Origin of the sequence: Nonomuraea glycinis (genome assembly GCF_014646515.1) — a bacterium.
GTDB classification, from domain to species: domain Bacteria; phylum Actinomycetota; class Actinomycetes; order Streptosporangiales; family Streptosporangiaceae; genus Nonomuraea; species Nonomuraea glycinis.
On the sequence record NZ_BMNK01000026.1, the window covers coordinates 62,663 to 77,413 of the forward strand.

Here is a 14,751-nt window from a genome sequence, read left to right on the forward strand (position 1 = left end):
CTATACGTGGATCCAGCGAAAGATCTCACATGAAGCGACACTATCTTTTTATGTGTCAGCCCGATCACGGCCATGTCATTCCGCATCTCGCCGTGGTCGCGGAATTGGTTCGCCGGGGAAATCGGGTCACTTATCTCACCGCGCCCGCGATGGCGCGGCATGCCGAAGGGGCGGGCGCGACCGTGCTCGCCTATGACTCGGCCTACCGGTCCGTGGATTTGCGCAAGCTGGAGGACGACCCGCTGGGGCTGCTCTCCCTGTTCCTGGACGAGAGCGCGGCGATGCTGCGGGCGGCCGACGGGCTGCGCGACCGGCCCGACCTGATCGTCTACGACATCTCGATCCTGCACGCCGGGCGCATCCTGGCCAGGAAGTGGGGGCTGCCGGCCACGCAGCTCATCCCGGTGTTCGCCTCCAACGAGCATTTCTCGTACCTTTCCGCCATCTACGGCGGGCAGGAGGCGGTGCGCGAGCTGCCCGGATGGGTGGACGGGATGCTCGCCAGGACCCGCGAGCTGGCTCTCGCGCACGGGGTGCGGGCCGATCCGGCCGAGCTGTGGTGGGAGGTCCAGGACGCCAACCTGGTCAACCTGCCGCGCTCGTTCCAGTTCGCCGGCGAGACCTTCGACGAGCGCTTCGCGTTCGTCGGCCCGTGCCTGGGCGAGCGTGCGTTCCTGTCGGGATGGGAGCCGCCGGGCGACGGGCTGCCGGTCGCGCTGCTGTCCTTCGGCACCGTGGCCAGCGGGCGGCCCGACCTGGTGCGCACCTGCGTGCGCGCCTTCGCGGAGCTGCCCTGGCACGGCGTGGTCACCCTGGGCGACGGCATGGACCCGGCCGAGCTCGGCCCGCTGCCGCCGACGATCGAGGTCCACCGGTGGGTGTCGCACCTGGCGGTGCTGGCGCACGCCTCGGTGGCGGTCACCCACGGGGGCATGGGCACCGCCATGGAGACCCTGTACTGGGGCTGCCCCATGGTCGTGGTGCCCGCCACGGCCATCGACCGGCCGCCCGCCCGCCGGGTCGCCGAGCTGGGCCTGGGCCAGGTCGTCGAGCCGGCCGAGCTGACCCCGGAGCGCCTGGTCGACGCGGTCCTGGCGGTGGCCGCCGACCCTCGGGTGAAGCGCAACGCCGAGGCGATGCGCGGCGACATCCGGGCCGCCGGCGGCACCCCGCGAGCCGCCGACGAGCTCGAACGCCACCTGGCACGGGCGGTCTGATGGGCGCGCCGATGATCGGGCAGGCGCCGGGACCCGCCTTCGAGTTCCACGTGCTGGGGCCGCTCAAAGTGCTCAAGGACGGCGTCGAGCTGCCGATGAGCGCCAACAGGGAGCTGGCCATCCTGGCCTGCCTGCTGCTGAACGCCAACCGGGTGATGAGCGTGGAGCGGCTCGTCGAGGCGGTGTGGGCCGGCTCGGCCCCGAGCAGCGCCTGGCGGCAGATCGCCATCTGCGTGTCACGGCTGCGCCGCAGGCTCGGCGCGGGCGTGATCGAGACCTCCAGCCCCGGCTACCTGCTGCGCGTGCCCGCCGACGGCATCGACTGGCTCAGGTTCACCGCCATGGTGACGCAGGCGCGCGAGCAGGCCGCCCGCGACCAGGAAGGGGCCGTCGCGCTGCTGCGGGAGGCGCTCGCGCTGTGGCGCGGCACCCCGTTCGAGGACCTCAGGGGCCTGCGGTACGACGTGGCGCGGATGGCCGAATGCCGGCTGGAGGCGCTGGAGACCTGCCTGGAGCTGGAGATCGGGCTGGGCAGGCACCACCAGGTGATCCCCGAGTTGCTGGCGCTGGTCGCCGAGTCGCCGTTCCGTGAGCGGGTGCGCGCCCAGCTCATGCTGGCGCAGTACCGTGCGGGCCGGCGGGCCGAGGCGCTGCGCACCTACCAGGAGACGCGGCGCTTCCTGCTGGAGCAGATCGGCCTGGAGCCCGGACCCGCGCTGCGCCGGCTGCACGAGCAGATCCTGCGCGACGAGTCCGTGCTGATGCGCGCGCCTGTGCCCGCGCCCGCGCCGCCCGCCCCGGTCGTGCCGTGCCAGCTGCCGCCGCAGGTCCTGCCCTTCGTGGGCCGCGCGGCGGAACTGGCCGGGCTCGACGCCGCGCTGCGCCCCGATCCGGAGCCCGCGATGCCCGCCACCATGGTGCTCAGCGGCGCGCCGGGCGTCGGTAAGACCACGCTGGCGCTGCGGTGGGCGCACGCCCGGATCGACTGGTTCCCCGACGGCCAGCTCTTCGCCGACCTGGACGGCATCGAGCCGCACGTCGTACTGGACCGCTTTCTGCGGGCGCTCGGCGAGCAGGACATCCCCGCCGACCATGCCGAGAAGCTGGCTCTGTACCGCAGCAGGACCGCCCGCCGCAAACTGCTCGTGGTGCTGGACAACGCCGGTGACGAGGTGGCGTCCCTGCTGCCGGGCGGGGCGGCCTGCCGGGTCGTGGTGACCACCGCCGCGCCTCTGGACGAGCTGGTCGCCAGGCAGGGTGCGCACCGGGTGTTCCTCGCGCCGCTGGAGGAGGACGCGGCACGCGAGCTGGCCGACATGCTCGTGGGCGCGGCCGGTACCGCCCTCGGGCCGCAGGCGGTGACCGACCTCGTGGCGACCTCCTGCGGCAACCCGCTCTCCCTCCGACTCGGCGCCGCCCGCCTACGCTCCCGCGTCGCCCACGCCTGACCTCCCTGGTGGGTCAGGGCTTGGCGAGGATGGTGGTCAGGGCCGTGGTGAGGGTGTGCTCGGGGTCGTCGGAGGCGGTCGCCGTCCGCCAGGCGACGTGGCCGTCCGGGCGCACCAGGACCGCGCCCGCCGCGCCGGCGCCGTACTCCGTGGCCCAGGTCGCGGAGGCGTACGGGCCGCCATACTCCGTGACCCGGCTCGTGGCGGCGGGCGCGCCGCCGTCGGGGAGGATCTCGATCGGTGTCAGGGCGCAGCCGGTACGGCGAGTCGTGGCATGGGCGGCGCTTGACCAGGAGGGGTTCGCGGTCAGCAGGGTGAAGCAGGGGCCGAGCAGGTCCAGGGTGGACACGGGGCCGTCCGGGCCCGTCAGCCACACGTGCGGGGCGCGGTGGCCGGGGCGGGCGGACGGGACGTAGACGCGGTACGGGTCGCCGGGGGCGGGGGCCTGGGTGCCGTCCGGGATCACCGCGGCGGAGTCGTACCCGAAGCCGAGCACCAGCCCTTCGCAGCTGCGCCGGCCCGCCTGCTGGTCGACGGCCTCGCGCATGGACAGCCGCCCCTCCATCATCTGGAAGGTGATCAGCGCGTTGGTCAGGCTCTCGTCCACGGTCCTGGCGGCGATCGGCCGGCGCTCGGCGGTGTAGGTGTCCAGCAGCGCCGGCCCGGCCGCGCCGCGCAGGACGGCGGCCAGCTTCCAGGCGAGGTTGTGGGCGTCCTGAATGCCACAGTTCATGCCGAAACCGCCCTGCGGGGTGGCCACGTGCGCGGCGTCCCCGGCCAGGAAGACCCGGCCGGACTGGAAGCCGTCGGCGACCTTGGCCTGCTGCAGCCAGGGCAGCACGCCGAGGATCTCGACCGGCAGGTCCGGCACCCCGACGGCGGCGCGCACGGCGGCCAGACACACCTCCTCGGTGAAGTCGGCGGGACTGCCGCCCTCCTCGGGCTCGTACCCGGTCTGCACCATCCACCGGCGCCCGTGATCGACCGCTTCCACCGCGCACGGCGGATCGCGCAGGAAGGACAGCGCGGCCCGCCGCTCGGGCGGCAGGAAACCCAGGTCGGCCTCGAACATGATGCTGATCATGTGGCCGAGCACCGGCGGCCCTTCGGCCTTGATGCCGAGCCGGTCGCGCACGCCGCTGCGGCTGCCGTCGGCGGCCACCAGATAGCGGCAACGGACCAAAGTCTCCCGGCCCCCGGCGGACACCACGGCCTCGACCCCGCCCGCGACCTCGCGCATGGAGGTCATGGCGGTCCCGAACCGGACGTCCGCCGCCGGTCCCTTCTCGGCGCGCCGGCGCAGGATGACCTCCAGCAGGTCCTGCGAGCAGAGGAAGGTGTAGGTGGGGCTGTGCGGGGCGTCGCGCTGCAGCGCCGCCGCCGACCGGACGAAGTCGTCCGCCGTCAGGCAGCTCCCGACGCCCACCGCCAGGAACTCCTCGCGCGGCATTCCGGCGCTCTCCACCTCGTCCTGAATTCCCCAGGACCGGAAAATCTCCATGGTCCGGGTGGTGATGAGCCGGGCCTTGGGGAAAATCGCCGTACCCGCATGCTTTTCGACCAGCAGGGTGGATATTCCGTGGCGGGAGAGTTCGACGGCGGTGGACAGTCCGACGGGCCCGCCCCCGACCACCAATACGTCCACCTCATGCTGATCCATGGCGTCAGCATCGAATATGCCGATTACCTCAGTCAATACGAGGATATCCGCATGATACAGGCGTGATATCCCCACTTAGTAACTTATCTAGGGAAGATCCAGATAAGTCATTCTGCGCTTGCCGAATTCCTGGAGACGCTGATGCTGTTCACCCAAGGCTCCGTGGCCCTGGTCACCGGCGGGTCGCGCGGGATCGGCCGGGCCGTCGCACTCGACCTGGCCAGGGAGGGCGCCCACGTCATCGTCAACTACGCCAGATCGGAGCAGGACGCCAAGGAGGTCGTCGCCCGGATCGAGGAGGAGGGCGGCAGCGCGTCGAGCGTGCGGGCGGACGTCACCGACGAGGAGTCCGTACGCCGCGTGTTCCGCGACATCCGGGCCGAGCATGGCCACCTCGACGTGCTGGTGACCAGCGCCGGCATCACCCAGGACCGCTATCTCATCGCCATGAGCCTGGAGCAGTTCCGCGCCCCGGTGGACACCAACCTGGTCGGCACCTTCCTCGCCTGCCGGGAGGCGCTGAAGCTGATGCAGCACCAGCGCAGCGGTTCCATCGTGACCCTGTCCTCCTCCAGCGGACTGGACGGCGGCTTCCCCGGCCAGACCAACTACGTGGCGTCCAAGGGCGCGATCATCGCCTTCACGCACGCGCTGTCCAACGAGGCGGCCCCGCACGGGGTGCGGGCCAACGTGGTCGCGCCCGGGTTCGTCGCCACCGACATGACCCGCCGGGTCCCCGCCGACATCAGGAAGCAGTACGAGTCGCGCATCCGCCTCGGCCGGATGGGACGCCCCGAGGAGATCGCCTCGATCGTCACCTTCCTGGCCTCCGACAAGGCGTCGTACATGTCCGGCTCGGTGGTGGTCGCCCACGGCGGCGGCCTCGGGTGAACCACCCACCTCTCCCTCACGCAAGCCCCGAGGCACCAGGAGGAATCATGACCATCGACGAGCTGCGCGCCAAGGCCGCCGAACGGCAGCAGACCTGCAGCCAGATCAAGAAGATGATCGTCTCACGGCTCGATCTGGAGATCGAGCCGGACTGGATCACCGACGACCAGCCGCTGTTCGGCCGCGGCCTGGAGCTGGACAGCCTCGACGTGCTGGAGCTCTACGTCGCCATCGAGGCGGAGTTCGGGGTCGCGCTGTACGACAGCGAGATGGCCGTCTTCGGCTCGGTGTCGCGGCTCGCGGACGAGGTCAACCCCGCCCTGCGGGCCCAGGGATGACGCTCACCCAGGCGCAGCCCGCCGCCCTGCCCGTGGTCTCCGGGCTGACCCACGACCAGGTGCGCGCCGTGCTGCCGCACCGCTGGCCGATGCTGCTGCTGGACCGGGTCGGCAAGGTGGAACCCGGCGTGAAGGGCACCGCCACCAAGAACGTCGCCGGCACCGAGCTGTGGTTCCAGGGCCACTTCCCGAACGAGGCGGTGCTGCCCGGCGTCGTGATCACCGAGGCGCTGGCCCAGCTCGCCGGCGTGGTCTTCGCCCTGGCCGGGGCCAGCGAGATCAGCTACCTGGCGGGCATCAAGTCGATGCGCTTCCGGCGCCCGGTCGTCCCCGGTGACCAGCTCACCCTCACGGCCGAGCGCGCCGGAGGCGGCGGCGGATTCGCGGAGTTCCGCGTGTCGGCCCGGGTGGCCGGTCAGGTGGCCGCCGAAGGAATCCTCACGATCGCCGATCCGGCCGGTCAACGTTCTGTGCGAAAGGTGTGAACCATGGTCAACGTCCTCGCGGCCACCCATCCTGAGGGAACCGTCTACGGCGAGGTCGGCGACGTGACCGTGCCGCTGCGTTTCTCGGCCGCGCCCGACGCGCTGTCGCAGGAGTACGCGGCACTCAGGGAGCGCGCCGCCGTCCTCGATCTCAGCGGGCACCGGCTCATCGAGATCACCGGCCCCGGCGCGGTCGAGTACGCGCAGCGGGTGCTGGCCCGCGACGTGGAGTACCTCACCTCCGACCGTTGCATGATGAGCCTCGTCCTGGACGACGCCGGGCAGGTCGTGGACCAGGTGCTCGCCTTCGGCCGGGAGGACGGCATCCTCCTGGCGAGCTCGTGCGGCGCCGGGACGCGGCTGCTGGAGCACCTGCGGGCGCAGGCCGACGACGGCATCGAGATCGCCGACCGCTCCCCGGAGCTGGTGCTCGTCGGCCTGGAGGGTCCGTACGCCTGGGGGGTGGTCGGCCGGCTGATCGACGGCGAGCTGGCCTCGCTGCCGTTCGAGTCGGTGGTGGAGACCACCTGGGACGACGTGGACATCGTCTTCGCCAGGACGGGCTTCACCGGCGAGTACGGCTACCAGATGATCGTCCCCCGGGAGGCGGCCGCCGGGCTGTGGTCGCTGTCGCTGGAGCACGCCCGGCCGGCCGGTCAGGAGGCCCTGGAGCTGGCAATGCTGGAGGTCCGCCAGCCGATGCCGCGCCACGAGGCCACCCCGGGCGCCACGGTGATCGAGATCGGCGCCAACTGGCTGGTCGACGTCACCAAGGAGGCGTTCGTGGGGCGCGAGGCCGTGCTGGCCGCGTTCGAGTCGGGGACCGGCCGCCGCACCATCGGCTTCACCTGCGCCGACGGCGTGCCTGCGGCCGGCACCCGGGTCATGGCCGGCGACCAGGTCATCGGCGAAGTCGTGCACGCCGTGCACAGCGTCGGCCTCGGCACCACGCTCGGCCTGGCCCGCGTGGACCGCGACCTGGCCGCCGCCGGGCTGCGACTGTCCGCCGGCGGCGTCGGGGTGACCACGCTGACCAGCCCCTACATCGTGCCCAAGAGCTGGAGCATCCCGATCATCTGATCGGGCTGCCCGCTTCTCGCGAGAAGGAGACAAGCATGGCGCTGCGGCCCGTCGTCGTCACCGGCCTGGGCATCATCTGCGCGGCCGGCCGCGACCCCGCGGAATTCTGGCGGCGGCTCACCACCGGCCAGGGGGGTCTCACCCCCGTGCTGGACGAGGCGTACGCGGTGTTCGAGGCCAGGCACGCCGGCCAGGTGCCCGAGGAGTGGATCACCTCCCAGCTCCCCGCCGCCGACGCCGGCCTCGACCGCACCGCCAAGCTGGCACTCGTCGCCGCCCGCCAGGCTCTCACCCAGGCAGGCGCCCGCGCCGGCGTGCAAGCGGGCACCCAGGCGGGCACCCAGGCGGGCACCCAAGAGAGCGCGCCGGCGGGCGGCCCAGGGGGGTCGGTGATCGCTGAGCCGGGGCGGTTCGGGGTCATTCTCGGGAAGTGCCAGGCGACCCCGGACGTCGCGGGTCGCTACCAGCCCATGCACCGCACCGGCGACGTGCTGGCCGAGCGGCTGGAACTGCGCGGCCCCCGCATCCTGGTCTCGACCGCGTGCGCGGCCGGCGGCAACGCGGTCGGCCTCGCCATGGACAAGATCCTGACCGGCGAGGCGGACGCCGTCCTGGCCGGCGGCGTGGACCCGCTGCTGTTCGGCACCTACGCGGGCTTCGCCGGACTGCAGGCGCTCAGCACCGGCCCGTGCCGCCCCTACAGCCGCTCCGACGGACTCAACCTGGGCGAAGGGGCCGCCTTCCTGCTCCTCGAACCGCTGGACCTGGCCCTGGCCCGGGGCGCGGTCCCGCTGGCCGAGGTCGCGGGCTACGGCCTGTCGGCCGACGCGTACCACGCGACCGCGCCCGACCCGACCGGCCGGGGAGGGGCCGCGGCCGTGCGCCGCGCGCTCGCCGCCGCGGGCCTGTCACCGCAGGACGTGCACTACGTCAGTGGCCACGGCACCGGCACCCCGGCCAACGACGCCATGGAGGCCAAGGTGATGCGCCTGGCCTTCGGCGAGCGGGCCGGGCAGGTGCCCACCAGCAGCATCAAGTCCTTCCTCGGCCACACGCTGGGGGCGGCGGGCGCGGTCGAGGCGGTGGCCGGGGTGCTGGCGCTGCGCCACGGCGTCGCCCCGCCCACGATCGGCTTCGACACCGAGCCGGGCGACGCGCCCGCCACCGACCTGGACTTCGTGCCGAACGTGGCCCGCCCGATGACCATCGAGACGGTCGTGTCGAACAACTACGCGTTCGGCGGCAACAACGTCTCCCTCGTGCTGACCCGGCCCCGGGAGCCACGCCCGTACGAAGAACTGCCGCGCCGCGAGGCGGTGATCACCGGGCTCGGGCCGGTCACCGGCGCGGGCACCGGCATCGCCGAGGTGAGCGCGGCCATCTCCGCCGGACGGCGGGCCGCCGGGCGCGCGCCGTCGCTGGACGGCCGGACGTACGCGCCGCGCTCGCTGTGGCGGCACATGAACCACCTGTCCCGCATGGCGATCGCCGCGTCCCGGCTGGCCTGGGAGGACGCCGGGCTGAAGCTGCCCAGGAAGGCGCTGGACGACGTCGGGCTCATCTTCGCCACCGGCGCCGGGTCGAGCGAGAGCACCGGCGGCTTCGACCAGAGCATCGCGCTCAACCCGAACAAGCCGGCCGTGCTCAGCTTCTCCAACGTCGTGTTGAACGCCACCGGCGGGGCCGTCTGCCAGACGCTGGGCCTGCGCGGGCCGACCACCACCATCTGCAACGGCGGCGCGTCGGCCTCGATCGCGCTCGACTGCGCCCTGGAGTTGATCAGGGCGGGCAAGGCCGAGGTGGTCCTGGTGGTCGCGGCCGACGAGCGGGCCGGCGGTCCTGCCGGGTACGCCGACCAGGACGGCGTCGTGCCGACCCCGTACGAGGCGGGCGCGGCCGAGCCGGTGCCGGGGTCGGCCGCGGTGGCCTTCGTGGTCGAGTCGGCCGAGCACTGCGCCGAGCGCGGCGGCCGGCCGTACGCACACGTGCTCGGCACCTCCCACGCCCCCCACCACCCGACGGACACCCCGCCGCGCGCGACGGCGGACACGCCTTCAAGCACCCCGCCGGACACGGCTGACGCGGCGAGTGCGGTGGGGCGGGGGATCGCGGCGTTCGCGGGGGCGGCTCCCGGGGTGGTGGTCGGGGCGGCTCAGGATGAAAGGGAAGCGGCGGCCGTGCTGGCGATGGGGGCGGGTGGGGTGCTCACCTCGTCCGCCGCGCTGATCGGCGACTGCCAGGCGGCCAGCGGGGCGATGAACATCGCCCTGGGCGCGCTGGCCGTCCGCGACGGGATCGCGCCCGCGCTCGACGGGCTCACCCGGCCGGTCGCCGGGGAGCCCGGCCGCTATCTGACCGACCCCGCGCTGCCCGAGCCGGTGGCGCGGGCGCTCGCGCTGACCGCCGCGCCCGGCTCGGTGTACGGCGCCGTACTCCTGGGGGCGGCATGAGCGGCGCCCCGCCCTTCGATGTCGCCGAGACCGACCGGCTGCTGACGACCACGCGATCCGTGCGCCGCCGGCTCGACCTGGACCGGCCGGTGCCGCGCGAGGTCATCCTGGAAGCGCTGGACGTCGCCGTCCAGGCGCCGACGGCCAACAACCACCAGAACTGGCGCTGGCTGGTGATCACCGACCCGGCCGTCAAGCTGAAGCTGGCCGAGATGATCCGCTCGTCCTGGACGTTCCACCGCAACGACATCTGGACCAACGCCGGCCGTCGCCGCAACGACGCGCAGGCCAAGCGCAACTACGCCTCGGCGCACGCGCTCACCGAGACGCTGGAGGCGGTGCCGGCCCTGGTCATCCCGTGCGTGCTGGGCCGCCCGCCGGACGTCACGGCCATCAACGAGGCGTGGCGGGCCCGGATGGCGGACAAGGCCGACGAAGACCCCGGCCACCTGGTGCGCCACGGCGAGACCAGGGCCAGTATCTTCTACGGCTCGATCTTCCCCGCCATCTGGTCCTTCCAGCTCGCGCTGCGCAGCCGGGGCCTCGGCAGCACCATCACCTGCCTGCACGTCCCCCACGAACGGCAGGTCGGGCAGCTGCTCAGCATCCCTACCGGGGTCACGCAGGTGTGCATGATCCCGGTCGCCTACACGCTGGGGACCGACTTTCGCCCGGCCGACCGCCACCGCGCGGCGGAGCGCACCTACTGGGAGAGGTGGGGGAGTTGACGCACATGGTCGAGCAGCCCGACGTCGTCATCGTCGGCGGCGGCATCGCGGGCGCCTCGGCGGCCTGCAAGCTGGCCGCCGGCGGGCTGTCCGTGGTCCTGCTGGAGAAGCAGGACGCCTACAAGGATCTGGTACGCGGCGAGTGGCTGGCGCCCTGGGGCATCAGGGAAGCCCGCCGCCTGGGCGTGGACGAGTGCTTCTGGGCCGGCGGCGGCTGGGAGATCCGCGAGTGGATGACCTGGGACGAGGCCGTCACCGAGGACGAGGTCGAGGCCGTGGACATGACCGGGTTCATCCCCGGGATCGGCGGGCCGATGTCCTTCCCGCACCACGCGGTGTGCGAGCTGATGTCGGAGCAGGCCGTACAGAGTGGCGCCCGGCTGGAGATGGCGGCCTCGAAGATCGACGTGACGCCGGGCCCGCGCCCGGTCGTCTCCTACCGCACCCCGGACGGGCCGCGCGAGCTGCGCCCGCGGATCGTGCTCGGCGCGACCGGCAGAGGCTGTACGGTGGGCCGCCAGGCGGGCATCACGATGCGCAACTCCATGCACCACTGGGGCGGCGGCATGATGGTCGAGGGCATGGACGCCTGGCCGCCCGACGTGCAGGCCATGGGCACCGAGGGCGACCGCATGTTCATGGTCTTCCCGCAGGGCTACGGCCGCGCCCGCCTCTACCTCAACTTCCCCACCGTGAACAAGCACCGCTACCGGGGCCCCGGCGGGGTGGCGCGGTTCCTGGCCGCCTTCGAGCTGGAGTGCCTGCCCGACCGGGGCAAGGCGGTGACCGAGGCGATCCCGGCCGGGCCGCTGTCGGTGTGGCCGTCGGTGTCCAGCGTCCCCGAGGGGCCGCCGATGACCGAGGGCGTGGTGCTGATCGGCGACGAGGCCGGCAACGCCGACACCGTGCTCGGCACCGGCCTGTCGTGCGCGCTGCGCGACTCCAGGACCGTCTGCGACATCCTGCTCGGCTCCGCCGACTGGTCGCCTCCGGCGTTCGCGCCGTACGCCGAGGAGCGGGCCTTCCGCATCGAGCGGCTCGACTTCGGCGCCTCCATCATCAGCAGGCTGCACGTCGAGTTCGGCCCCGCGGCCGTCGAGCGCAGACGCCGGGTCCGCAAGCTGATGGCCAAGAACTTCGCCGCGCAGGTGACCGGGCTGCTCAACATGGTCGCCCCCGAAGAGGTACCCGAGTTCGGCTTCAGCGAGTTCTTCGCTGAGCGGTTGTTCAGGGAGACGGCATGATCGAGAAGAAGACGGTCCACGTCAACGGCGTCGACCTCGCCTACGTCGACGAGGGGGAAGGCGACCCGGTCGTCCTGCTGCACGGCTTCCCCGACTCCTCCTACCTGTGGCGGAACCAGATCCCCGCGCTGGTCGAGGGCGGCTTCCGGGTCATCGCGCCCGACCTGCGCGGCTTCGGCGACTCCGGCAAGCCGCAGGAGGTCGAGGCGTACGGCATGCAGACGATCGTCAACGACATCGTGGCGCTCACCATCGAGCTCGGCGTCAAGCGGCCGCACCTCGTCGGCCACGACTGGGGCGCGGCCATCGCCTGGATGTACGCCTTCCTCATGCCGCGCAGGCTCGATCACCTGGTGACGCTGTCGGTCGGGCATCCCGGCGTCTTCGCCACGCCGTCGATCGAGCAGCGGGCCGCCTCGTGGTACATGCTCTTCTACCAGTTCCCCGGGGTGAGCGAGGAGCTGCTGCGCCGCAACGGCTGGCGGCTGTTCAAGGAGATCATGGGGCGCGACGGCGACCACGACCGTTACGTGCGCGACCTGGCCAGGCCGGGCGCCCTGACCGCCGGGCTCAACTGGTATCGCGCCAACCGCTCGCCCGCCGCCGAGCTGCGCATCTCCCGCCCCTTCCCGCCGGTCCTGGCGCCGGCGCTGGGCATCTGGGGCGCGGGCGACAAGGCCCTGCTGGAGGAGGGCATGGCCGGATCGGGCAAGTTCGTCAAGGGCCCCTGGCGCTACGAGCGGATCGAGGACGCCGGTCACTGGCTGCCCCTCGACGCCCCCGACGAGGTCAACAAGCTGCTGCTCGGCTTCCTCGGCACCGAACGTCCGGCGCACGAGGAGCGGCGGCCGCGACGCCGGCTGTAGCGAGGCGCACGAGGAGCGCCGGCCGCGACGCCGGCCGTAGCGAAAGGAGGTGCACGTCATGTTCGGCTTTCTCTTTCCCGGCCAAGGCACCGTGCGGGTCGGCATGGGCGCGTGGCTGCGCCGCAGGCCGGTGGCCCGCGACCGGCTGGACGAGATCGACGCGCTGCTGTCGCGGCCGATCTCCCCGCTGTGCGCGCGCGGCCCGCTCGACCGCCTGGTGTCCACCGAGCACGCCCAGGTGGCGGTGACCGCCTGCAACCTCGCGGCCCTGGCCGTACTGGCCGAGGAGGGGTACGAGCCCGCCGTCGTGGCCGGGCACAGCGTGGGCGAGCTGACCGCTCTGCACGCGGCGGGCGTGCTCGACCTGGCGGAGACCGTACGGCTGGTGGAGACGCGCGCCCGGCTCATGGCCGTCGCGGGCGGCGGTGGCGGGATGCGCGCGGTGATGGGCCTGGCGGTCGAACGGGTGGAGGAACTGGCCGCCGAGGCCGCCGCCCCCGGCGAGCCCGTCGTGGTGGGTCTGGAGAACGCGCCCGGCCACGTGGTCGTCTCCGGCGCGGCGCCCGCCCTGGACCGGCTGGAGAAGCTCGCCACCGACGCAACAAAGATCATGCCGCTCAAGGTCGGGGACGCCTACCACTCCCCGCTCATGGCCGCCGCCGTCCCCAAGTGGGCCGCGGCGGTGGCGGCCGCCGCGATGCGCGCCCCCCGCGTCCCCGTCGTGCCGAACGTCACCGGCGAGCCCACCACCGACCTTCGCACGCTGCGCGAGGCGCTGGTCGCCCAGCTCACCGGCAGAGTCCGATGGATCCGTACGGTCGGCGCGGTCGACGCGATCGCCCCCGGGGTCGAGGTCGGCGACAGCAAGGTGCTGGCCGGGCTGTCCCGCCGGGCCGGGGCCCGCTGCCTGAGCATGGCCGACCCCGGCACCCTGCGCCGCCTGGCCAAGGAGGTGGCCGCGTGAACCGCTGGGGCAGCGCCGCCGTCGGCTACGCCGGCCTCACCCGGCCCGTCGAGCTGCTCGGCGGGATGCGGGTGGCGGACGTCTACACCGCCGCCGAACGTGTCAGGTCCACGGCGGGCACGCTGGAGCACTGGGCCGGGCGGCTGGCCGCCAAGCGGGCGGTGCTGCGCCTGCTCGGCCTGCCGCCGACCGCCGGGCATCTCGGCCAGGTCGAGATCCTGCCCCGGCCTTCCCCGGCCTGCCTGGGCGACGCCGCCTGTCTTGACGGCCACCCGCCGGCCGTGCACCTGACCGGGGCCCCGGCCACCCGCGCCGACCCCCGCCGGCGCATCCGCGTCTCGATCAGCCACACCCACGACCAGGCCCTGGCCATGGCCCTCGCCTCCGCCCTCCTCCCCGAGGACACCCCGCCGGTCGTACCTCACCTGCCCGGGGATGTCCCGCGAGTCGTGGCCCCTTCCTCCGGTCGTCTGCCGGGTCACGTGGGAGGGCGTCGTGGGTGAGGTGGACGTACGGAAGGTCGCGGAGGAGCATCTGGCGGCCTGGAGTGCGGGCGACGCGGAGGCGGTGGCGGCGAGTGTCGCGTCCTATGCCGATCCTGACTCCGGGGGCGTGCTGGCCGGCGATGGGCTGGTGGCGTACGCGGCCGGGGTGCTGGCCCGGTTCGCCGGGCCGCGCTTTCTCGTGGACAGGGTGACGGGTGGCGAGGACGCGGTCACCGTCTCGTGGACGTTGCGGGCCGACCATCGCGGGGCGTACCTGGGGATGCCCGCGACGGGTGGGACCGTCGCCGTGTCCGGCACCGACCTGGTGACGCTCGGCCGGGACGGCGCGCACGTACAGCGGATCTACGACAGGCTGGCGCTCGCCGAGGCGCTCGGCTACGCGGCGCGGTTCGTGCCGGCCGCCGACGAGACCCGCGAGTACGGCCTGAGCGCCAGGGTCGCCACCGGGCGCACCGAGCGGCCTGGCGCACTGGTGCTGACCTGGCTGGAGATCCGCGACGACGTCGAGGCGGCCGACGTGGACCTGCTCAGCGTGGAGATCGTCAAGTCGTTGCGGGCGTCCCGTGGCTTCCTCGGGGCGACGACCTTCGACGCCGGCGGCCGCAAGTTCACGCTGAGCGCGTTCGACCGGCCGGAGTCGCTGCGCGCGGTCCATGCCCGGCCGCACCAGCGGGCCATGCGCCGCTTCTTCAAGGGCGGCCTGTGCACCCGCGTACACACCAGCGTCTGGTATCCCGCCTCCGCCCGCGACTACGCCCGCTGCCCGAACTGCGCGACCGTCGTCGCGACCGACGCCGGCGCGCCCTGCGCGTGCGGCTGGACCCCCGATTCCGCCGCCACGCTGTAACCCCGCCCGCCGAGCCCCGCGATCCTC

General features: G+C 73.2%; 14 protein-coding genes. 13 read left to right on the forward strand and 1 reads right to left on the reverse strand.

Annotated features, from left to right (window positions below):
• Window positions 1–50 precede the first annotated feature (50 nt).
• Entirely contained in the window at window positions 51–1,217 is a 1,167-nt protein-coding gene (locus IEY87_RS43300; protein WP_225278225.1) for a macrolide family glycosyltransferase, read from the forward strand.
• Window positions 1,217–2,665, forward strand: a complete 1,449-nt coding sequence (locus tag IEY87_RS43305) for an AfsR/SARP family transcriptional regulator (RefSeq protein ID WP_189144722.1) — start codon at window positions 1,217–1,219, stop codon at window positions 2,663–2,665. The genes IEY87_RS43300 and IEY87_RS43305 overlap by 1 nt, the downstream gene beginning before the upstream one ends.
• A gap of 13 nt (window positions 2,666–2,678) precedes the next feature.
• Here the strand turns inward: IEY87_RS43305 and IEY87_RS43310 are convergent, their stop codons facing one another.
• A complete protein-coding gene (locus tag IEY87_RS43310) occupies window positions 2,679–4,325 on the reverse strand; it encodes an FAD-dependent oxidoreductase (protein ID WP_189144723.1) in 1,647 nt (548 codons plus the stop codon).
• Window positions 4,326–4,466: 141 nt separating this feature from the next.
• On the opposite strand from IEY87_RS43310, the gene IEY87_RS43315 reads away from it, so the two are divergent.
• The 11 genes from IEY87_RS43315 to IEY87_RS43365 are packed head-to-tail and all read left to right on the forward strand — an operon-like array spanning window position 4,467 to window position 14,724.
• On the forward strand, window positions 4,467–5,216 hold the full coding sequence (locus IEY87_RS43315; RefSeq protein ID WP_189144724.1) for a 3-oxoacyl-ACP reductase family protein: 750 nt from the start codon (window positions 4,467–4,469) through the stop codon (window positions 5,214–5,216).
• Between the two features lie 47 nt (window positions 5,217–5,263).
• A complete protein-coding gene (locus IEY87_RS43320; protein WP_189144725.1) occupies window positions 5,264–5,554 on the forward strand; it encodes an acyl carrier protein in 291 nt (96 codons plus the stop codon).
• Entirely contained in the window at window positions 5,551–6,039 is a 489-nt protein-coding gene (gene fabZ, locus IEY87_RS43325; protein ID WP_189144726.1) for a 3-hydroxyacyl-ACP dehydratase FabZ, read from the forward strand. Before IEY87_RS43320 ends, fabZ begins: the two co-directional genes overlap by 4 nt.
• A 3-nt stretch (window positions 6,040–6,042) precedes the next feature.
• Window positions 6,043–7,119, forward strand: coding sequence for an aminomethyl transferase family protein (locus tag IEY87_RS43330; RefSeq protein ID WP_189144727.1), 1,077 nt, complete (start codon window positions 6,043–6,045; stop codon window positions 7,117–7,119).
• Between the two features lie 35 nt (window positions 7,120–7,154).
• Complete coding sequence (locus IEY87_RS43335) at window positions 7,155–9,569, forward strand: beta-ketoacyl-[acyl-carrier-protein] synthase family protein (RefSeq protein WP_189144728.1); 2,415 nt, start codon at window positions 7,155–7,157, stop codon at window positions 9,567–9,569.
• Window positions 9,566–10,297 carry a nitroreductase family protein gene (locus IEY87_RS43340; RefSeq protein ID WP_189144729.1) on the forward strand — a complete coding sequence of 244 codons (732 nt, stop codon included), beginning with the start codon at window positions 9,566–9,568 and terminating at the stop codon, window positions 10,295–10,297. Before IEY87_RS43335 ends, IEY87_RS43340 begins: the two co-directional genes overlap by 4 nt.
• A 5-nt stretch (window positions 10,298–10,302) precedes the next feature.
• Window positions 10,303–11,541, forward strand: a complete 1,239-nt coding sequence (locus tag IEY87_RS43345; RefSeq protein ID WP_189144756.1) for an FAD-dependent oxidoreductase — start codon at window positions 10,303–10,305, stop codon at window positions 11,539–11,541.
• A complete protein-coding gene (locus IEY87_RS43350; protein ID WP_189144730.1) occupies window positions 11,538–12,407 on the forward strand; it encodes an alpha/beta fold hydrolase in 870 nt (289 codons plus the stop codon). The genes IEY87_RS43345 and IEY87_RS43350 overlap by 4 nt, the downstream gene beginning before the upstream one ends.
• Before the next feature lie 58 nt (window positions 12,408–12,465).
• Entirely contained in the window at window positions 12,466–13,371 is a 906-nt protein-coding gene (locus IEY87_RS43355; protein ID WP_189144731.1) for an ACP S-malonyltransferase, read from the forward strand.
• Complete coding sequence (locus tag IEY87_RS43360; protein WP_189144732.1) at window positions 13,368–13,874, forward strand: holo-ACP synthase; 507 nt, start codon at window positions 13,368–13,370, stop codon at window positions 13,872–13,874. The genes IEY87_RS43355 and IEY87_RS43360 overlap by 4 nt, the downstream gene beginning before the upstream one ends.
• Window positions 13,867–14,724: an ester cyclase gene (locus tag IEY87_RS43365; protein ID WP_225278226.1), complete on the forward strand. Its 858-nt coding sequence runs from the start codon at window positions 13,867–13,869 to the stop codon at window positions 14,722–14,724. The genes IEY87_RS43360 and IEY87_RS43365 overlap by 8 nt, the downstream gene beginning before the upstream one ends.
• Window positions 14,725–14,751 lie beyond the last annotated feature (27 nt).